We start from the raw sequence: 21,649 nt of genomic DNA, 5'->3' as shown, positions 1-21,649 counted from the left end.
AGTTACTAACCAAAGCCTCGACTGTTTTCGAGACGCTATTAGGTGTAACCATGTATACAATTAAAGAAGCCTTTTACTCTTTGCAAGGAGAAGGTGCTCACGCAGGACGTCCATCCATTTTTTGTCGCTTTAGTGGCTGTAATTTATGGAATGGAAAAGAAACCCACAGACTAGATTCACTTTGCCGATTTTGCGATACAGATTTTATTGGTACAGATGGGCAAAACGGCGGTAAGTTCAGACAAGCTGAATCACTAGCCAAACATCTTGATGCGCTATGGCCTGCAGAGCAAAACGATAAGTACCTTGTATTTACTGGCGGTGAACCTGCTCTTCAGCTGGATGAAGTTCTCATCAGCGAAATGAAAACGTTAGGTTATACGATTGCTATAGAAACAAATGGCACAAAAAAACTGCCAGCAGGTATTGATTGGATATGCGTAAGCCCAAAAACAGTTGACCCACTTGTTATTAACCAAGGGCATGAGTTAAAGCTCGTTTACCCTCAATCACACCTTGACCCTAGAGATTATATTCACTTGGCGTTTGAAACCTTTTATCTTCAGCCAATGGATCAAAGCCACCTAGCAAACAATCATATTGCGCCAGAAAGTAACCTAAAACAAACCTTGAAATATTGTTTAGCGAACCCTAAATGGCGACTAAGCTTACAAACACACAAAATTTTAGAGATTGATTAGCTAAATTTAATCATTATTGCTTGAAATTAATGTTAAAAGACCTATAAAGGTTTTAGCGATATTAATATGCCTACTATTAAATGAATAAGGAAAGACCATGATCGTACTTCATACTAACTTTGGTGATATCACACTAGAACTTAATCACGAAAAAGCACCTATTACAGCAAAGAACTTCGAACAATACGTAACTGATGGCTTTTACGATGGCGTTATTTTTCACCGTGTAATCAATAACTTCATGGTTCAAGGTGGTGGTTTTGAGCCAGGCATGAAGTCTAAAGAAACGAACGCATCAATTGATAACGAAGCTGACAACGGCCTAACTAACGAAATTGGCTCAGTTGCTATGGCTCGCACAATGGACCCTCACTCTGCTTCAGCACAGTTCTTCATCAATGTTGCTGACAATGCTTTCTTGAATCACACAGGCAAAAACGCACAAGGCTGGGGCTATGCTGTTTTCGGTAAAGTCAGTGCAGGCATGGACGTTGTTAATAAAATTAAAGAAGTTCAAACAACAAGCAAAGCAGGCCACCAAGATGTACCTGCTGAAGATGTTATCATTGAATCTGCTGAAATCGTTTAACACCTTAGCTTGATGATTCATTATTTCATATCTGATTTACATCTCAGTGATAAACGTCCGGATTTAATCCAGGCGTTTATCAAGCTTTCCAATATTCTTAAAAACGAATCTAATCAAGGCGTAAAAAACCAATTACATATCGTTGGTGATTTTTATGAAGCTTGGATTGGGGACGATTATCAACCCTCTTGGAACACCTCAATCGAACAAAATTTATTAGCGCTTTCAAATTCAGGCTGTAATATTCTTGTTTATCACGGCAATAGAGATTTCTTGCTTGGTCAAGCTTGGGCTGACAGAGTTGGAGCTACATTGATTAAAGAAGATCACCACCTTGAATATAATGGACGAAATATTTTTGTCTCACATGGCGATCAAGCTTGTTTAGATGATGTTGAATATCAAAATTTTAGAAATATGGTTAGGCAAGAACAATGGCAACAACATGTACTAAGTATGCCATTGGAGCAAAGAATAGCCCTAGCATCTCAACTTCGTGAAGATAGTAAACTATCAAATAGCGAAAAAATGTTAGACATCATGGATGTTAATTTTGAAGAGATTGAAAGGCTAATGACAGCTAACCAATCAAACCTAATGATTCATGGTCACACTCATAGACCTGATTTACACGCTCAAAATACAGGCAGTCGCTTAGTATTGGGTGATTGGGATAAAACGGCGTGGCTCGCTGTGCTTAGCAATTCAAACTTAACTCAGCATGAAATAAATCTTGATGTATTCAACTCTGATCCAGAAAACATAACTCAGTTACTAGACCAAGCTATAGAAGCTCATAGATTGAAGCTTTAATGGCTATAACCATGCTAAACCCATCTACAATAGGGTTTAGCGTGTCATAAATTGCATTATAAATGTAATAGTCCTTTTACCCAGTCAGTTTCTTTACAGTTACGTGACCTAGAAAACTCTAAATTCCTTTCATAAAGTGAAGCAACAGCTCTAAAAAAGGCATTATTTACCAGCATGGGGGACAACTCAACACCGTACTCAGTCCACCAATGATGTTGCGCCTTATTTGTTAAAGTTTGATACAAATAATCTAGCTCAATTGATCCTTGATAGATCTCATCGAGATTTACCGCAGGATCACTTTGAGAAATTTGAAGAGCCAGCCAGTAAGTCACATCCGCTAATTGGTCTTTCATAAAACTCTCTCCAACTATGGTCTCTAAACTCAGTGTAGCAGCCATTTAATCCCATATAGAAGTTTTTTATGAATTGATTTTTAAGACTTAATTAACTTGGTGGACCACTATGCATTCTAAACTCGGTATCAGGCTCAGTAATTAAAGTATGCTCTAATTCTCTAAAAAACTGCACTCGCGAACTGATATCTTCACCTGAATATTCTTCTGCAAGAGCAAGGTAGTCTTCAAAGTGTCTAGCCTCTGACTTTAGTAGGGACAGATAAAACTTACTTAGCTCTTCATCAAGATGAGGCGCTAATACAGCGAAGCGTTCACAAGATCTCGCTTCAACAAATGCACCAATAATTAGAATATCTACTAACCTTGCAGGTTCATGAGTTCTAATATGTTTCCTTAGCCCTTCAGCATAACGTGACGCACTTAAATGAACATAATCAACGCCTCTCCCCTTCATTAGTTTATGCACTTGCTCAAAATGCAACAACTCTTCACGGGCTAGACGAGACATTTTATGCAGCAAATTATCACGATCAACATAGCGATACATAAGGTTCATTGCCGTTGATGCAGCCTTTTTTTCACAGTGCGCATGATCAACCAGCATTAAGGTTTGGTTTTCAATTGCCCATTCTACCCACGCTTGAGGCGACTCACAGGGTAAAAATTGCGATAATTCTGGATATGCGGATAACATTTCCCTACCTTTTCTTACTAAAAAACGAGATTATACTCTATTACACTAACTAAACGCAGCAACGTCTTGATTTGGATGCAGTTTTAAGATGAACAACATTATTGAACCGGCACAGTTAAAAGTAGGCCTTCGTGTCGGTATCGAACTTGATCCCTACGTATTAAACCATCCTATTGGAAATGGGCAAGCGACGTGGATTGCAGACCAAGGCGGTCGTCCGTTCGTGCTAAGGTTCTTTCAACCCAATCGCGGACAACTTGAGCACTTTTTATTAAATTCTCGTAAATATGCAGGTATCAAGCACCCTTCAATTACACCGAATTACCCACCTTTTAATTCTTCATTATGGGTTTATTCTATTTCATCTGTTTGTGGTGGTGAAAAACTTTTTAGTTACCTTGGAAAATACCCAGATGGAGCCCCATTAAACGTTGTTGTCAGTTTGTTTGATCTGATAGCAAAAGGCCTAGACAAAGTTCACGAAAACGACCTCTGTCACGGTCATTTAGACCTAAGTTCAGTCCAGGTGGTTAATGGACTTGGTGTCATGATTGGTTTTGGCAGTTACAACTGGATGACCAATATTAGCGAAACTGAAATGGATTTAAGATTTGCGCCACCAGAGTATTTAAAAGCAAAACATGACTTTACGCCTAATGCCGATAAGTATGCTTTTATGCGGTTAATTTTATGCGCCTTGCTGGGTGAATCTAAAATCAACAGTCAACTAAAAGCGAACAGTTTACCTGATGAAATTGATCAACTTTCTTATGACACTTGGAAAAAAATAAAAAAATGGTCTAGACCTGCTCAACGGCACAGACCTAAATCACTCGTTGAAGTTGTCCGTATATTACGGGCCGACATGTACACAAACACTAAGACCAAAGCAGTTAAGCCTAAAAACTTAGCGACTAACCCAAAACGTAAAGCGATAATGACGACAGCAGTCGTTGGTGTCATAGCTGGTGTTTCACTAAGTGGTTGGAACCCATTCAAAGAGACAGAGATTCCAATCAAGAAAGTTGAACCAACACAAGTTGTAGATACACCTGCTCAACCAAGCTTTGAAGATTTACCTGCAATATTAGAAGAGCCATTAATAGTAGAAGGTAAAGCACCACAGGTCATTAAATTGTCACCGGCAATTTTTACCATGGGAGATAGCCAAGGCATTGGGGATGATAATGAAAAACCTACTCACCAAGTTGATATTCCAACTGGTTTTTATCTAAGTCGATATGAAGTAACTTTCGATCAGTTTGATAAGTTTGCCAATGAAACCAATAGAGAACTGCCACCAGACAACGGGTGGGGCCGCGGAAATAGACCCGTGATTAACGTTAGCTGGTATGACGCCAAAGCTTATGCGGCATGGCTGACTGAGCAAACAGGCCAAGAATATCGACTACCTACGGAAGTTGAGTGGGAATATTCAGTGAGAGCAAGCTCAGACACTTCATATTGGTATGGTAACGAAATGCAGACTGGTTATAGCGTATGTGATGATTGTGGCAGCCAATGGGACGGTCGATCGACCGCACCTGTAGGAAGTCAGATCAGTAACCCATTTGGTTTGTTCGATATGCATGGCAATGTAGCTGAATGGATAGAAGACTGCTACCACGACTCTTATGATGGTGCTCCAAATAATAATAGAGCCTGGTTGAGCAGTGATTGCCCTAGTAAAGTTATTCGTGGCGGATCATGGTATGACATACCAAGAGTGGGTAGAAGTTCCACACGATATCGTGCAGATCCAAACCTGAAAGCGAGTAATTGGGGCTTCAGAGTAGTGAGAATCATTCGCAATGATATATAGGAATGTCGTTTTAAATAAGCATTGGAAATACCACTCATTCTGAATTGTTATGGCTATTCAGCAGTTTTCTATGTCGTATTGCTATACTATAACGCCAGAAAATAGGTAAATCGAAGTTGTTGATTTTATATATCCATACGTCAGACGCTTAATCTGAGTAGCAACTTATTTAACATCAACTTTATTCATTTGTGTCCGTAATATCACAAATGTCGAAAACTAAGGGGATTTATTTTGTTAGAAGCATATCGTAAACATGTTGAAGAACGTGCATTAGAAGGTATTCCACCACTTGCACTAGATGTAGAGCAAACTGCTGCATTAGTTGAATTATTGAAAAATCCACCTAAGGGTGAAGAAGATTTTATTGTAGATCTTCTCACGAATCGTATTCCTGCTGGTGTTGACCAAGCAGCTTATGTAAAAGCTGGCTTTTTATCTGCAATCACAACGGGCGAAGTAAGCTCTCCTCTTGTATCAGCTGAACTTGCAACTGAATTACTTGGCACCATGCTTGGTGGTTACAACATTCAACCACTTATTGCTTGCCTAGAAAATGATGCGTTAGCACCAATTGCGGTTAAAGCACTATCTCATACTTTGCTAATGTTTGATGCGTTCCATGATGTAGAAGAAAAGTCTAAAGCGGGTAATGCTTTTGCGACTCAAATTCTTGAGTCATGGGCTGCTGGCGAATGGTTTACATCAAAACCAGCACCTGCTGAAAAAGTAACCGTTAAAGTATTTAAAGTTACTGGCGAAACAAATACCGATGATCTTTCACCAGCGCCAGATGCTTGGTCTCGCCCTGACATCCCATTACATGCAAACGCAATGTTGAAAATGGAACGTGAAGGTATCAACCCAGATGATGATGGCACTTTAGGTCCTATTAAACAAATCAACGAGCTAAAAGAAGACAACATTCCATTAGCTTATGTTGGTGATGTTGTAGGTACGGGTTCAAGCCGTAAATCTGCAACAAACTCTGTTCTATGGCACATGGGTGATGATATTCCTTTCATCCCTAACAAACGTGCTGGCGGTTTGTGTATTGGTAGTAAAATTGCCCCTATCTTTTTCAACACTATGGAAGATGCAGGCGCATTACCAATCGAAGCAAATGTTGAAGATCTAAACATGGGTGACGTTATTGACGTATATCCTTATGAAGGTGTTATTAAACAAGCTGGAACAGATGTTGTAATCACAGAGTTTGAATTAAAAACAAATGTGATTCTTGACGAAGTTCGTGCTGGTGGCCGTATCCCTCTAATCATTGGTCGTGGTTTAACAGCAAAAGCTCGTACCTCTTTAGGCCTAGGTGAAACTGATTTATTCAAAACACCTGTCGCTAAAGAAGATTCAGGTAAAGGCTTCACACTTGCACAAAAAATGGTTGGTAAAGCATGTGGTGTTGAAGGTATTCGCGCTGGTGTTTACTGTGAACCAAAAATGACAACTGTTGGCTCCCAAGATACAACAGGCCCAATGACACGTGACGAACTGAAAGATCTTGCTTGCCTAGGTTTCTCTTCTGATCTTGTTATGCAGTCTTTCTGTCACACAGCGGCCTATCCAAAACCTGTTGATGTTAAAACTCACCACACTCTTCCTGATTTCATCATGACACGTGGTGGTGTTTCTCTTCGTCCAGGCGACGGTATTATCCACTCTTGGTTAAACCGTATGTTGCTACCTGATACAGTGGGGACGGGTGGTGACTCTCATACTCGTTTCCCTCTTGGTATTTCTTTCCCTGCTGGTTCTGGTCTAGTGGCTTTCGCAGCAGCGACAGGTGTTATGCCGTTGGATATGCCTGAATCTGTATTGGTTCGCTTTAAAGGTGAAATGCAACCAGGTATCACACTACGTGACCTAGTTCATGCCATCCCTTATCAAGCGATCCAAGAAGGTCATCTGACTGTTGAGAAGAAAGGTAAGAAAAACGTTTTCTCTGGTCGTATCCTTGAAATTGAAGGCCTTGAAGATTTAACTGCTGAACAAGCATTTGAATTATCTGATGCTTCTGCTGAACGTTCAGCGGCAGGCTGTAGCATTAACCTTTCTGAAGAGTCTGTTGCCAACTACCTTAAATCAAACATTGTTATGTTACGTTGGATGATTTCTGAAGGTTACGGTGATCCACGAACTCTTGAACGCCGTGCTAATGCGATGGAAGAATGGCTAGCGAACCCTCAATTGATGCGTGCTGATGCTGATGCTGAATACCACACTATCATTGAAATTGATCTAAATGATATTAAAGAGCCAATTGTTTGTGCTCCTAACGATCCTGATGACGCACGTTTACTTTCATCTTGTGTTGGTCAGAAAATTGATGAAGTTTTCATTGGTTCTTGTATGACAAACATCGGCCATTTCCGCGCTGCTGGTAAATTACTTGAAGCTGCCGGAACAGTCGTACCGACACGCTTATGGGTTTCGCCACCAACTAAAATGGATGCCGAGCAACTAACCGCAGAAGGTTATTACAGTATCTTTGGTAAAGCGGGTGCACGCATGGAGATGCCAGGCTGTTCTCTATGTATGGGTAATCAAGCACGTGTTGCAGATAAAGCAACGGTTGTATCTACATCAACACGTAACTTCCCTAACCGCTTAGGTACAGGTGCAGATGTATTCTTAGCATCAGCTGAACTTGCCTCTGTTGCATCTTTACTTGGCAAGCTACCTACTCCTGAAGAATATTTAACTTATGCTGAGAAAATTAACAGCATGTCTTCAGAGATCTATACTTACCTGAACTTTGATCAAATGGGTGAATACGTTAAGAAAGCCTCTTCTGTTATCGCAACAGATGCAGCGCAATAATTAACAAAGATCTGTAAAAAAGGCCTCAATAGAGGCCTTTTTTTGTCTTTAACTTTCTTATGTTTAAAAAATTCATTTGCATAAAAAAAGCCCCTAATAAGGGGCTTTCGTTTTCTTTATTGAATCTTATTGAAGTACTTCCCTCTCAACAAGTTCGTTAAATTCTGCTTGGTATTCACGTTCAAATGATGACTCGTGATCTTTGGCATTACTTTTATGCACTTTGCCGACACTATGTCTGGCTTTATATTTAATAAGTTGTTTTTCTAACTTGGCAACCAACATATCTAATGCTGGGCTAATTTGTTTATCAGTTTTAACGGTAGCAAATAGGTCATGGCCAGGAATATGAACACTGGCTTCAACAATTAACTTGTTGGTTTCATGTTTTTCGGAATTTAGTATGACTTTAATTGTCGTAATTTGATGATTAATCTTACTTAAACTATCCATTTTATCTTTGACTAGAGATTGGACTTCTTGGCCTGATGTTACATGGTGACCACTGATATTAAGTGTATACATATAATCTATTTCCTTTTTCTATTTAACTAAAACTTGGTTTGCTTACCATTTGCTCCTAATCAATGCTGTTACTAATAACGTATGGTTTATAGGAGAGAAATTCAACCCATTTTTTAAATTCTTTGTGTTCTTTTTGTTTCACTTTGATGAAAAAGTTATTTTATTTTGCTTTAACAAACATATTTTGAACTTGTTTACTTCGTCATAGTCATATTGTTTATGTAAAAAAAATGTAAAATTGCATCCAGCATTTACGCTATATCTCATTGATTACTTTCAGGAACCTACATGAAAAAAAGCAAACTCCTTATCCTCCTTCTCTTTGTCATCATGGTGTCTGTTTTTGTCATTTTTGATGTACAGCAGTATTTAAATCTTGATGCTTTAAAATCTCAACAGGATTATTTTTCATCACTTAAACAAGAACATGCCATTCTCATTTCAGGTGGTTTCTTCTTATCTTATGTACTGATAACAGCATTGTCTTTACCAGGTGCAGCCATATTAACCCTTGCAGCAGGTGCCATCTTTGGCCTATATCAAGGTTTGCTTATTGCTTCTTTTGCCAGCTCAATCGGCGCAACATTGGCGTTTCTTGCTTCTAGGTACCTATTTAAAGATGCTGTGCAATCTAAATTCGCAAATCAGCTAAGAGCGTTTAATAAAGGAATTGAAAAAGATGGTGCTTTTTATCTGTTTACACTGAGGCTGGTTCCGGCATTCCCATTTTTTGTTATTAACCTATTAATGGGTTTGACTACGATAAAAACGAAGACTTTCTATCTTGTCAGTCAGATTGGCATGCTTGCTGGTACTGCCGTTTTTGTAAATGCAGGTACTCAACTTGCTAAAATTGACAGTTTATCTGGCATTTTATCCTTTGACTTATTCTTGTCATTTGCGCTATTAGGTATTTTACCCATCGCAGCTAAGAAAATAGTTGAAGCAATTAAAGCTCGTAAAGCTTTCTCTCACTTCAAAAAACCTAAAAAGTACGACTATAACCTTGTCGCTATAGGCGCTGGCGCAGGTGGTCTTGTTAGTACTTATATTGGTGCTGCAGTTAAAGCCAAAGTCGCATTGATTGAAAAGCATAAAATGGGTGGTGATTGCTTAAACACAGGCTGTGTACCTAGCAAAGCTTTAATACGCTCTGCCCACGCCGCGCAAGAAGTTAAAGATGCCAATCTCCTCGGTGTAAATAGTGAGAATATCAGCGTTGATTTTAAACAGGTATTTGAAGGAATAGATCAGGTTATTAAACAAGTTGAACCACATGACTCCGTAGAACGTTACGAAGGACTTGGTGTTGAATGCATTGCCGCTACTGCAAAAATCATATCGCCCTATGAGGTTGAAATTGATGGCAAGGTAATCACAACTAAAAATATCGTTATTGCAACAGGAGCAAGACCTTTCATTCCTAATATAAAAGGATTAGAGCTTGTAAATTACCACACTAGTGACACCATATGGTCCATACGTGAGAACCCAGGTCGCTTAGTGATTTTAGGTGGCGGTCCGATTGGTAGTGAGCTGACACAATCATTTAATCGATTAGGAGCTGAGGTAACTCAAATTGAACGAGGCCCTAGAATCTTACCAAGAGAAGATGACGACGCGGCACTATGGGTTACCAATAAGTTTAAAGCTGAAGGCGTTAATTTATTGACATCACATGATGCAAGTGAAGTCATTCTTGAAGGCGAAGAAAAAGTTCTACTTTGTAAACATAACGATGAAATAGTCAGAGTTCCCTTTGATAACTTATTAATTGCAGTTGGTAGATCACCAAATACAAAAGGGTTAGGGCTTAAAGAATTAGGCATAGAAACAACTGCCAACGGTGCACTTGTTGTTGATGACTTTTTAAGAACTAATATTCCAAATGTTTATGGCGTAGGGGATGTGATCGGTTCATATCAATTTACTCATACAGCGGCCCACCAAGCTTGGTTTGCTGCTGTAAATGCTTTGTTTGGCAGCTTCAAAAAGTTTGTTGTTGATTATCGTGTTATTCCTTGGGCTACTTTTACAGATCCAGAGGTCGCAAGAGTAGGTTTAAGTGAAGATGAAGCCAAAGCTCAAGATATCCCTTATGAAGTGGTTAAGTTCGATCTAGAAGAGTTAGATAGAGCAATTGCAGACCGTCATACCGATGGTTTTGTTAAAGTGCTCACTGTACCTGGTAAAGATAAGATCCTTGGGGTAACTATTGTTGGTAAGCAAGCAGGTGACCTGATAGCAGAATATGTACAAGCAATGAAATACGGCTTAGGACTCAATAAAGTACTTGGAACAATACATATTTACCCAACTATGGCTGAAGCTAACAAATATGCCGCCGGCGAATGGAAACGTGCGCACATTCCGGCAAAAACAATGCAAATTTTAAAACGATACCACACTTGGCGTCGAGGCTAACAAATACAGATATAAAAAAACCAGCCGAGGCTGGTTTTTTTATATCTAACAACTAGAAATTACATCTCAACATTGTGATAAATATTTTGTACGTCATCTAAGTCATTTAGCATATCAACAAAACGCTCAAAGTTTTCCATTGCATCTTCTGCTATTGGAGAAACTGTTTGAGGTAAAAATTGAATTTCATCAACATCAAATTCGATTTCACCAAAAGTCTCAAGTAATGCTGTTTTAGCTTTAAAGTAATCTGTATTTGGAGCAAAAACTGTCACTTTCCCGTCTTCGTTTTCAATATCAGCAACATCAACATCTGCCATCATAAGCGCATCAAGTACAGCTTCTTCATCATCACATGCAAATGATAAAATAGCGCTATGGTCAAACATATGACTCGCACTACCCTGAGTACCAATTTTGCATTTAACCTTATTAAAACAGGTTCTAACATCACCAAAAGTACGATTTGGGTTGTCTGTTAGGCAGTCAATTATAACCATGCAACCACCAGGGCCAAAACCTTCATAGCGTGCGGTATCAAAATCTTCTCCGCCACCGCCTTTTGCTTTATCTATGGCTTTATCAATAACATGTGTTGGTACTTGATCTTTTTTAGCGCGCTCGATTAGACCACGTAGGGACAGGTTGCCATTTGGGTCAATGCCGCCAGATTTCGCACATACATAAATTTCACGTCCGTATTTACTATAAACTTTTGCCTTGGCATCAGATGTTTTTGCCATGGACTCTTTACGGTTTTGGTAGGCTCTACCCATTATTCTGCCCTATTCATATATATAGAAAGGCGTTTATTTTACAGATAAGCCCTTGTCTATGAAACCTATTTAAGATTTCATTCACAATTTTCGTTAATGGTCGTCAAGATTAGTGGCTTTTATTTCATGCTCTTGCTTGGTATTTGATATATCTCTCATTGAATTAACAATGCATTGAGACTTTAAATTTGTTTCTTTTGCTATATCACTCAATTCATTCAATTTAAGTTTTACATCTTGTGCTATTTCAGCCTGATCCAACGCCAGTTCATTCGTTAATTTACTGGCCAAATCAAAATCAGTTAGATAATCATTAATTTCGGGGATCTGCCCTTCTTTTGGTACCAGAAGAACATGACTAATTATATCGTTTACTTTATCGGTCCTGATGTCTGTTTCAATCAATAATTTATCGATAGATGCTGCAATTGCCTTGGTTAAGGTATCTGCTTTAATGGATAATAAGTCTAACTCTTTTAACAGGGTTTGAGCGGCAGGAACATTGACGTGGAAGTTATCTATATTCTTTTGTGTATCCACAATAATAGTATTGATTCTAACCATCAAACTATCAATAACTTGGTTAGTTTGAGCTATAGACGTTGCATTCACCTTTAGCCTTGAAACTTCATCCTCTAGTCGGCTCAGTTCACATTTAATAACCGCATCAAAAATCGAGAGACTAGAGTTTAAAGGCAAATTTTGTTCAACTTGGCTCGAAGCTAGCCCATTATTAATGTGACTTTGTGACTTTGTACATAACTCTTCTCTAGTATCAATTTCTCTAAAGCCAAAAACAGGGATAATTTGTTTTTCAAATAAGCTAAAAATTAAGTTTGATACAATGAAGAAGCCTAATATTGCCATTAAGATACTACTAAGCAGCGGAGAACCAGTCAGTCCTAGATATATATTATCAAGAATTTGACTTTCACTTCCTAGATATGAGGATCCAAGCTTTGACTCTCTTATCTGTAGAAAAATCAAAGCACAAAACAGGGATATGCTTATCACAAGAGTATAGCGATAAAGCGTTTTATTGAAAGTTTTACGCATGGCTAAGTCCATTTTTCCAAAGATAACAATCCTTTTAATCATTTGATTAAAAGCCGAATGACTCTCTAGAAATATAGAACATAATGGAACGATATCTAGCTCGAATAATGAAAGAAATCTTCAAATAATGTAATTTTATTTTTTCTCAGCATTTACTAGATTTGCGTATATACCATCCATTTGCACCAAAGCCTTATGATCACCTATCTCAACCACCCTGCCTTTTTCCAAAACCAATATCTGATCTGAGTTTTGAATAGTGCTCAACCTATGAGCAATTGCGATAAGTGTTTTCTCTTTGAAGACCTGTTCAATTGCCTTTTGTATCATTTGCTCTGTGACTAAATCGATAGAGCTTGTCGCCTCGTCTAATAGCACAAGATAACTTTGGGTTGCCATTGCCCTTGCAAACGCAATCAATTGCCCCTGACCAGCTGAAAGATTGCCACCGTTATCAGTAATTTGAAATTGATAATCGCCGGGTAAAGATTGAATAAAGCTATCAGCAAATACATATTCTGCCGCTTGCTTAACTTTTGTTTGATCAATATGTTGTCGCGCTAATGAAATGTTAAATTCAATACTTTCATTAAATAAATATACTTCTTGCTGCATCAAGGAGTAAAAGTTCATCAGTTGATTTTTATCTATATCTTTAAGCTCTACACCATTTAGCTTAATACTGCCTTCATAGCCAACATAGACTTTGGTTAACAAACGTATAATCGTAGACTTACCAGAACCAGTGCTCCCAACTAGCGCAATTTTTTCGCCTTGGTTTAACTCAAAAGAAACGCCATTAAGTACATAGGGCATATCTTGCTTATATCTGAAGTACACTTGATTAAAAATTAAACTTTCAAACTGATTAGCATTGAACTTGTGCTTGTCATAAGTCTTGCTATTGCCAGCAATCTCCGTTTCTTGCAGATATAAGCCTTCAATATTATTTAAAGCGGCAATAGCCCTTTGGATTGAAGCAATTTGAGAGGTAAAGTCACGAATAGGAACAAATATTTTATCTAAGGTTTGGATAAAGCCAATCAACACTCCAACAGACAAAGTGGTTAACAAGATTTCATTCGCACCATACCAAATAATTAGCCCCATACTTATGGTTGTAATACCTTCAATAATCGAAAAAAGACTTGCATCAATCAGATTAGATTTTGACTGGTGTTTAAAAAACACCTTAGTGAAGTCTTGATATTTATTCTGGCTCTCATGTTCAGCATTATAAAGCTGAACGGTTTTAATGCCCTGTAAACTCTCTTGTAAATAACCCGTACTTTTAGACAAGATACGTCTGGAACCAAGTTGCGACTTCTGCAGACTGCGCCTTAATCGACTCGTAATCCAATACATTGGTGGCGCAATAACTAACGTCAGTAATGTTAGCTTCCAACTGATAGTGGCCAAGAAAATAAAAAGCGCGATAGTAACCAAAACATCTTTCACCATTGCCAACACCCCAGAGGCTAATGATTCTGTAATGGCCTCTAAATCACTGGTAATGCGGGTCAACACACTGCCCATTGGCGTTTTATCGTAAAAAGATTTAGGAAAGTGTAATACACGATTAAAGAGGTCTTTCCGTATATCAGTAATCGTTTGTAAAGCCGCTTTCTGAACAAAGTAGTTATAGAAAGAACTCGATAAATAATTACAGATAAGAACAAGCACAATAAGACGAATCCAATAACTCATTCCTTCCCAATGCTTCACGACTAATTGCTGATCAATGATTTGAATAATCAACCAAGGGAATGCAATATTGCAAAACACCGATATTGGAACAGGTAAAAGCCCTAATATATAATCTTTACGATAAGCTTTAATAAAAGGTAGAAAGTGTGTAAAAGCTCCTAACCAGCTAAATTTAGACAAGTGCAGCTCCAACATTCTCTTGAGTTTGTAGTGATTGCCATGTATTTCGATAAAAGTCAGATTCTTGCATCAGACTAGCATGACTACCAATCGCGACGATCTCGCCCTCATCCATGACTAAAATTTTATCTACTCTTTCTAAAACCGCTTGCCTGTGAGATACAATCAAGCAACTTAAATTATTTTCTTTGCTTAATAATTGGTTTAGTAAGAATCTCTCTGTCTCGTTATCAACCGCAGACAGTACATTATCTAAAATTAACAACTCACTTTGAGTATAAATCCCTCGCGCTAAACTGATGCGCTGCTTTTGCCCGCCAGAAAGTAAAATCCCCTTTTCACCAACCATGGTATTCAAACCATCACTGAAATTTTGCACTTCTTGCTCCATGGCACTTTGCTTAAGCACCTGTGCTATGGGATGTTTAACTTTCTGATCTTCAGCACCAAATTCAATATTATGTTTCAAGGTATCTGAAAATAGAAAAGGGTCTTGAGTCACAGTTCTTACAATGCGCCTCAGCGCCTTTTTAGTGAGTCGAGTAATATCGGTATCATCAATATAAATGGCACCTTTATCGACTTCATTAAAGTGATTAAGGCAGTTTACCAAGGTCGTTTTTCCACTTCCTACTCTTCCAAGCAATGCAACCTTCTCACCTTTTAAAATTTCAAAATTAATATTCTTAAGCACTTGTTTGGACAAACTTTGATCTTGCTGTTTAGACGGTATGGATAAATCTGGATAGGTGAAGTTTAAATTTTCAACTATAACAGCACGATTAAACTCAGTAGAACCTCGTAATCCTTCATCTTCTTTTGTTTCTTCTGACAAAATTCTAGACATGCTCTTAAGACTTACTAAACCCATTTGTATTGTTGCAATCAATCTACCAAGCGACATCATTGGCATTGCAAATAATGCAGCATAAGTTAAAAAAGCAGTTATCTGTCCCAAGGTTAACTCAGATCGAATAAGCATTAACCCACCTAGAGACAAAATTAATATTTTTACACCCGCATCTGTGTATTCAAGCAAAGGAATAAAAAAGCTTCTAATACGTAGCTGCCTAATAGAAAGATCCAATACTGCCTTATTATCTTTATCAAAATTATCCACAACCCAAGGCTGGATTTGATGGGACTTAATCACTTCAACACCATTCAGATAGTTCACGGTCTGAGTAGAGAGTGACTGTAAATGGTGCATTCTTTCTTTCAATAAACGGCGCATCTTGTTAATGGCATGATTAACTATAAAAAATGACAAAATGATTGGAGCTAAACAATATAGCGTAAGACTAGGTGAGATCTGCCACATTTTTAGAGGCGTCATAGATAAGGTAAACATGATGTTAAAAATATTCATCATGCCGACACCTGCCATGGCACGAATACCATTAATGTCGTTATTTACGATTGAAATAAGACCACCAACAGGGTTTTTCTGATAAAAGCCCTGCTGTAGTTGCGTTAGTTTAGTAAAAGCATCATTTTTAATCTCTTTTTCGACTAGTCGTCCCGGATTAAAAAATAGCATTCTGGAAACAGTTCTACTTAGCATCATAAGCAAAGCGAAGCCGATAACATAATAAACATTTGAGACTAACAAGTCGTACTTATCGATAGTCATTTTTGTCAGAATATCGATACTGTTACCAATATAAATCGGAATGTTAACTGCAAGCCAATTCGTCGTAAATAAGAAGGCAATGCCCAATAAATATGAGTATTTATGTACTAATAAATAACGCGTAAAAAGCTTAATCTCGTTCAAAGGGTTTTCCTAATGAGTTTTAGACAAAACTGAAAAGTAGCTATAACAATGAATAATAACCAATCATGCGTATTTTTGTTCTTGGAAAGTAAAACTAAACTTTATACTAATGATTAATTTTATTATGGTTCACAACCTATAAGTCAACTCCAGCCCTAAAGAAGAAAACGCCGTAATCAGAAATACCGCTAATTGCTGGTAAAAAAACAAAATCTAAATGCAGATTTGTTTCGGTATAAATACTTAGCGAAGGAAAAGGAAGCAATGCTTTAATTCTTTTTTCATTAATTAGTTGAGAATCACTGCTTATGTCAGCATAACTTCGGCTGACGGCAGCCAAGTTCAACCCAAAATCAATATTTTTAACGCCTAATTTAGTGATTTTTTCACGATAAAATAGCCCACAACTCACTTGAACATTATCATGATCAAAAGAATCTTTCATATACCAAGCTTCGCAGTTATAGCCATTAAAAGAGTTTAATAAATATTCAGAATCATAATGACTAGAATATGCAAAGCCGACCCCCTCGTGATTTTCGTTAAAATCATATTCAGCAGCTCCTCTCACACTAAAGTGCTTAGACCAGCCACCAAATTTTAATTGATAATTACCTTTATTTTCTTTAATAGCATCTACATTTTTTTCTGATGCGAAAGTGTGAATACTTAATAAGCTAAATCCTACAAAAATTAAAATGTTTTTTTTATAGATTGCTCTATCAATTTGATGAAGCAAGTTGCAAAAAATTGTCATAATTAAATACCTCCTTTTATAAAATACAACAAAAAAGCCAACTAGAATCAACTAATTGGCTTTAGTTTTAGAACGAATTAATTAACGCTCTAGAATAATGCGAAGCATTCTTCTTAAAGGCTCTGCAGCTCCCCAAAGTAGCTGGTCACCAACAGAGAAAGCACTGATATACTCAGGCCCCATATTTAGTTTGCGAATTCGACCCACTGGAATATCAAGAGTGCCTGTCGCCGCTGTTGGTGTTAACTGTGCCATTGTTAGCTCTTTATCATTAGGTACTACTTTCACCCAATCATTGTGCTCAGCTAGCATACCTTCGATATCAGAAACCGGAATATCTTGGTTTAGCTTGATAGTAAATGCTTGACTATGAGAGCGCATCGCACCAATTCGTACACACAAACCGTCGACTGGAATTGGTGCACCGAAGTTACCTAAGATTTTGTTTGTCTCAGCTTGTGCTTTCCACTCTTCACGGCTTTGACCATTTTCAAGCTGACTATCAATCCAAGGGATCAAACTGCCCGCCAGAGGAACACCAAACTGATCTGTCGGCATTTCTTTAGAACGCATTGTTTGAGTAACTTGGCGGTCAATTTCCAAAATAGCGCTGGCAGGATCTTGCAACTGATCCGCTACGCTGTGTTTAAGTTGACCCATTTGATTGATCAATTCACGCATATGACGCGCACCACCACCAGAAGCAGCTTGATAAGTCATGGATGTCATCCATTCAATATGACCTTTTTCAAACAAACCACCAAGGGCAAGCATCATTAAACTTACAGTACAGTTACCACCAACAAAGGTATTAACACCATCTTTTAGACCGTTTTGAATAACGTCTTTATTGACAGGATCAAGTACGATAATGGCATCGTCCTTCATTCGCAAAGAAGAAGCTGCATCAATCCAGTAACCTTTCCAACCAGCTTCGCGCAAAGGCCCGAAAACAGCTTTAGTGTAATCACCACCTTGGCATGAAATAATAACATCCATTTTTTTAAGGTCTTCAATGCTCATAGCATCCTGTAATAATGGAATATCTTTTCCAATATCAGGGCCAGCTTGACCTTTTTGAGATGTGGTGAAGAAAACGGGATCAATCAGATCAAAATCTCTTTCTTCTTGCATTCTTTGCATCAACACAGAACCAACCATTCCGCGCCAACCAACTAAACCTACTGTAAGTTTTGACATTTTCATTACCTTTTTGTGATGGGCCCACTCATACCAAGAGCAGTATTAACCCGTTTATGCCTATAGTGGGTATTGCTTAACAATACCCAAATGGTCTTTTTACCATTATTAAAAACAACTGTTTTTAAATCCCTAGGCGGATAGTGCCGCAAGTACTGCGTCACCCATTGCTTGTGTACCAACTGTGGTGCAACCTTCAGAGGCGATATCACCCGTACGAAGACCTTGGTCTAGTACATTGCTTACTGCTGCTTCAATCGCATCTGCAGCTGGTTTTTCATTTAGTGAATAACGTAACATCATAGCAACTGATAAAATTGTCGCCAATGGATTCGCAACACCTTGGCCTGCAATATCTGGTGCAGAGCCATGACAAGGCTCATACATGCCTTGACCTTTAGAATTTAATGACGCTGATGGAAGCATACCAATAGAGCCAGTTAGCATTGCAGCGGCATCAGATAGGATATCACCAAACATGTTGCCAGTGACCATTACATCAAACTGTTTTGGTGCCTTAACAAGCTGCATTGCAGCATTATCTACTAGCATATGGCTTAATTCGACATCCGGGTACTCTTTGGCCACGTCTTCCATGATTTCTTTCCAAAGCACAGTTACTTCCAGTACGTTGGACTTATCAATAGAACATACACGCTTACCACGTTGACGCGCTGCTTCAAAAGCAGAATGTGCAATACGGCGAATCTCAGATTCTGAGTATACGTAAGTGTTGTAACCTTCACGCTCACCATTTTCTAAAGTGCGAATACCACGAGGTTGACCGAAGTAAATACCACCCGTTAATTCACGTACAATTAAAATATCTAAACCTGCAACAATTTCAGGCTTCAAGCTAGATGCTTCAGCTAATTGTGGATATAAGATAGCAGGACGATAGTTAGCAAATAATTCAAGGTTAGAGCGTAGTCCTAACAGTCCTTTTTCTGGACGAACAGCCATATCTAGACCATCCCACTTAGGCCCACCCACAGCACCAAGCAAGATAGCATCAGCAGCTTTTGCCTTATCCAAAGTGACTTCAGGCAGTGGCGATCCTGTTTCATCATAAGCAGACCCACCCACCAAAGCAGATTCGTGAGTCAGGTTTAATGAAAACGCATCATTTACGTAATCAAGGACACGTACAGCTTGTGCAACAATTTCTGGACCTATGCCATCACCTGGCAAAATTAGAACATTTTTAGACATAATCATTCCCTAAAAGCGCTCATTGAGCGCTTGAATAAATTAAATTAACCTTTGCTTCCAAACAACCAAGGAGCTGATTGCTGACGCTCTGCTTCGTAAGATTTAATCGCATCTTGGTCTTGTAGTGTTAAACCAATATCATCTAAACCATTTAACAAACAGTGCTTTCTAAAATCATCAACATCGAAGCTAAAGCTAACACCTGAAGGTGTCGTAACAGTTTGAGCATCTAGGTCTACAGACAATGAATAACCTTCTTGTGATGCTACTTCTTGAAATAATTGCTCTACATTTTCTTCGCTTAGCTGAATGGGCAACAGACCATTTTTAAAGCAGTTATTGAAGAAAATATCTGCAAAACTTGGTGCAATAACAACTCTAAAACCGTAATCATCTAAGGCCCAAGGTGCATGTTCACGAGAGGAACCACAACCAAAGTTACGGCGGGCTAATAAAACACTTGAGCCTGTATATTTGGCTTGATTTAGCACAAAGTCTTCACGCAATGGACGCCCTGTACATTCTTGATCAGGCTGCCCTTCATCTTCATAACGTAATTCATCAAACAAGTTTTTACCAAAACCCGTTCTTTTGATAGATTTTAGGAACTGTTTTGGAATAATCATATCCGTATCAACGTTCGCTAAATCTAATGGGGCAACTATGCCTTGGTGTTGTGTAAAAGCGCGCATAATTGTCTCCTAGTGTTTTACTAATTCATTAACGTCAACAAAGTGGCCTGCAATTGCTGCGGCAGCGGCCATAGCAGGACTCACCAAGTGCGTACGTCCACCAAAGCCTTGACGACCTTCAAAGTTACGGTTTGATGTTGAAGCACAATGCTCACCGTTACCTAATTTATCAGCATTCATAGCAAGACACATTGAGCAACCTGGCTCACGCCATTCAAGACCCGCTTGCGTAAAGATTTCATCCAAACCTTCAGCTTCTGCTTGCGCTTTAACCAAACCAGAACCAGGTACAACAATTGCCTGTTTCAAGCTTTCTGCTACTTGGCGACCTTTAACAACTTTTGCTGCAATACGAAGGTCTTCGATACGAGAGTTAGTACAAGAACCGATGAAAACACGGTCCAAGGTAATATCAGCCAATACAGACTTACCTTCTAGACCCATGTATTTCCATGCTCGTGCATAACCTTCTTTTAACACTGGATCTGTTTGATCTTCAGAGCGAGGAATGGCTTGATCAATTGCGATAACCATTTCTGGTGATGTACCCCAAGTAACTTGAGGTTTGATATCTTCAGCCTTAAGAACAACAACATTATCAAAATGTGCACCTTCATCAGATACAAGATCTTTCCATGCTTCAACGGCTTGATCCCACTGCTCGCCTTTTGGCGCATATGGACGACCTTCAACATAATCGATTGTTGTTTGGTCTACTGCAATTAAACCAACTCGTGCACCGGCTTCAATTGCCATATTACAGACGGTCATACGGCCTTCCATAGAAAGACTTTGGATACCCGTACCACCAAATTCGATCGCATAACCTGTACCACCAGCCGTACCAATCTCACCAATAATAGCAAGTACAACATCTTTAGCAGATACATAAGGTGATAGTTCGCCATCCACTCGAACTAACATGTTTTTATTCTTTTTCTGAACTAAGCATTGAGTTGCTAAAACATGTTCAACTTCAGAAGTACCAATACCATGGGCTAATGCACCAAAGGCACCATGGGTCGAAGTATGTGAATCACCACATACCACAGTCATTCCAGGTAGTGTCGCACCTTGTTCTGGCCCAACAACGTGCACAATACCTTGACGTTCATCCATCATGTTAAATTCGGTAATACCAAATTCGTCACAGTTTTCATCTAATGTTACTACCTGAATTTTTGATACAGGGTCAGCAATACCATTAACCCCTTCACGACGCTCATTCTTAGTAGTTGGAACATTATGATCAGGAGTAGCTAAGTTACCACTGATACGCCAAGGCTGGCGGTTTGCCATACGTAAACCTTCGAAAGCCTGTGGTGATGTCACTTCGTGTAGAAGCTGTAAGTCGATATAAATTAACGCACTACCATCATCTCTTTGCTTAACAAGATGTTGGTCCCATAACTTGTCATATAAGGTTTTCGCTGACATTGAATTCTCTCCTGCATAACTGATTGCGTAATCCTACTGCTTATGTCTAAATTACTCAAATTCATATTTTTCATGTTTTGGATTATTTTTTGG

18 protein-coding genes are annotated in these 21,649 nt (G+C 38.6%); 6 read left to right on the top strand and 12 right to left on the bottom strand.

From position 1 onward, the window contains the following. Positions 1-50 precede the first annotated feature (50 nt). The 3 genes from queE to Q0A08_RS03330 all read left to right on the top strand — a co-directional run bounded on the left by queE (position 51) and on the right by Q0A08_RS03330 (position 2,103). Positions 51-701 (top strand): 7-carboxy-7-deazaguanine synthase, encoded by a 651-nt coding sequence (queE, locus tag Q0A08_RS03340; protein ID WP_438464849.1) that lies wholly within the window; start codon positions 51-53, stop codon positions 699-701. Positions 702-798: 97 nt separating this feature from the next. Further along, complete coding sequence (locus Q0A08_RS03335; protein WP_438464848.1) at positions 799-1,290, top strand: peptidylprolyl isomerase; 492 nt, start codon at positions 799-801, stop codon at positions 1,288-1,290. A gap of 12 nt (positions 1,291-1,302) precedes the next feature. Further along, on the top strand, positions 1,303-2,103 hold the full coding sequence (locus tag Q0A08_RS03330) for a UDP-2,3-diacylglucosamine diphosphatase (RefSeq protein WP_438464847.1): 801 nt from the start codon (positions 1,303-1,305) through the stop codon (positions 2,101-2,103). A 56-nt stretch (positions 2,104-2,159) separates the two neighbouring features. Here Q0A08_RS03330 and Q0A08_RS03325 read toward each other — a convergent pair whose 3' ends face one another. Continuing rightward, positions 2,160-2,459 carry a hypothetical protein gene (locus tag Q0A08_RS03325; protein ID WP_438464845.1) on the bottom strand — a complete coding sequence of 100 codons (300 nt, stop codon included), beginning with the start codon at positions 2,457-2,459 and terminating at the stop codon, positions 2,160-2,162. Between the two features lie 91 nt (positions 2,460-2,550). Continuing rightward, positions 2,551-3,156, bottom strand: a complete 606-nt coding sequence (locus Q0A08_RS03320; RefSeq protein WP_438464843.1) for a tRNA-(ms[2]io[6]A)-hydroxylase — start codon at positions 3,154-3,156, stop codon at positions 2,551-2,553. Between the two features lie 88 nt (positions 3,157-3,244). On the opposite strand from Q0A08_RS03320, the gene Q0A08_RS03315 reads away from it, so the two are divergent. Both Q0A08_RS03315 and acnB read left to right on the top strand, forming a co-directional pair. Beyond that, positions 3,245-4,978 carry a formylglycine-generating enzyme family protein gene (locus Q0A08_RS03315; protein WP_438464842.1) on the top strand — a complete coding sequence of 578 codons (1,734 nt, stop codon included), beginning with the start codon at positions 3,245-3,247 and terminating at the stop codon, positions 4,976-4,978. A 234-nt stretch (positions 4,979-5,212) separates the two neighbouring features. Then, positions 5,213-7,813, top strand: coding sequence for a bifunctional aconitate hydratase 2/2-methylisocitrate dehydratase (acnB, locus tag Q0A08_RS03310; protein ID WP_438464841.1), 2,601 nt, complete (start codon positions 5,213-5,215; stop codon positions 7,811-7,813). 126 nt (positions 7,814-7,939) lie between these two features. Here acnB and hpf read toward each other — a convergent pair whose 3' ends face one another. After that, a complete protein-coding gene (gene hpf / locus Q0A08_RS03305; RefSeq protein WP_438464839.1) occupies positions 7,940-8,338 on the bottom strand; it encodes a ribosome hibernation-promoting factor, HPF/YfiA family in 399 nt (132 codons plus the stop codon). Between the two features lie 288 nt (positions 8,339-8,626). Between hpf and Q0A08_RS03300 the strand changes: the two genes are divergently transcribed. Further along, entirely contained in the window at positions 8,627-10,762 is a 2,136-nt protein-coding gene (locus Q0A08_RS03300) for an FAD-dependent oxidoreductase (protein ID WP_438464838.1), read from the top strand. 59 nt (positions 10,763-10,821) lie between these two features. Here the strand turns inward: Q0A08_RS03300 and Q0A08_RS03295 are convergent, their stop codons facing one another. The 9 genes from Q0A08_RS03295 to leuC form a co-directional block, all read right to left on the bottom strand. Further along, the gene (locus Q0A08_RS03295; RefSeq protein ID WP_438464837.1) at positions 10,822-11,538 is read right to left on the bottom strand and encodes a YebC/PmpR family DNA-binding transcriptional regulator; all 717 of its coding nucleotides are present in this window, start codon (positions 11,536-11,538) and stop codon (positions 10,822-10,824) included. Between the two features lie 93 nt (positions 11,539-11,631). After that, positions 11,632-12,594 carry a hypothetical protein gene (locus Q0A08_RS03290; protein WP_438464836.1) on the bottom strand — a complete coding sequence of 321 codons (963 nt, stop codon included), beginning with the start codon at positions 12,592-12,594 and terminating at the stop codon, positions 11,632-11,634. Between the two features lie 135 nt (positions 12,595-12,729). Further along, positions 12,730-14,481: an ABC transporter ATP-binding protein gene (locus Q0A08_RS03285; protein WP_438464835.1), complete on the bottom strand. Its 1,752-nt coding sequence runs from the start codon at positions 14,479-14,481 to the stop codon at positions 12,730-12,732. Next, positions 14,474-16,258 (bottom strand): ABC transporter ATP-binding protein, encoded by a 1,785-nt coding sequence (locus Q0A08_RS03280; protein ID WP_438464834.1) that lies wholly within the window; start codon positions 16,256-16,258, stop codon positions 14,474-14,476. Before Q0A08_RS03280 ends, Q0A08_RS03285 begins: the two co-directional genes overlap by 8 nt. A 136-nt stretch (positions 16,259-16,394) precedes the next feature. Further along, positions 16,395-17,015, bottom strand: coding sequence for a hypothetical protein (locus Q0A08_RS03275; RefSeq protein ID WP_438464833.1), 621 nt, complete (start codon positions 17,013-17,015; stop codon positions 16,395-16,397). Positions 17,016-17,096: 81 nt separating this feature from the next. Continuing rightward, on the bottom strand, positions 17,097-18,215 hold the full coding sequence (gene asd / locus Q0A08_RS03270) for an aspartate-semialdehyde dehydrogenase (RefSeq protein ID WP_438464832.1): 1,119 nt from the start codon (positions 18,213-18,215) through the stop codon (positions 17,097-17,099). Between the two features lie 132 nt (positions 18,216-18,347). Beyond that, positions 18,348-19,427, bottom strand: coding sequence for a 3-isopropylmalate dehydrogenase (leuB, locus tag Q0A08_RS03265; protein ID WP_438464831.1), 1,080 nt, complete (start codon positions 19,425-19,427; stop codon positions 18,348-18,350). 44 nt (positions 19,428-19,471) lie between these two features. After that, on the bottom strand, positions 19,472-20,119 hold the full coding sequence (leuD, locus tag Q0A08_RS03260; RefSeq protein ID WP_438464830.1) for a 3-isopropylmalate dehydratase small subunit: 648 nt from the start codon (positions 20,117-20,119) through the stop codon (positions 19,472-19,474). Positions 20,120-20,128: 9 nt separating this feature from the next. Beyond that, a complete protein-coding gene (gene leuC, locus Q0A08_RS03255) occupies positions 20,129-21,556 on the bottom strand; it encodes a 3-isopropylmalate dehydratase large subunit (protein WP_438464828.1) in 1,428 nt (475 codons plus the stop codon). Between the last annotated feature and the right edge of the window lie 93 nt (positions 21,557-21,649).

The sequence above is a fragment of the Marinomonas sp. PE14-40 genome (assembly GCF_051623805.1).
Taxonomy (GTDB): Bacteria; Pseudomonadota; Gammaproteobacteria; order Pseudomonadales; family Marinomonadaceae; genus Marinomonas.
Note: the sequence above shows the minus strand (reverse complement) of the source record. Positions and strands in the feature narration are given on the sequence as shown.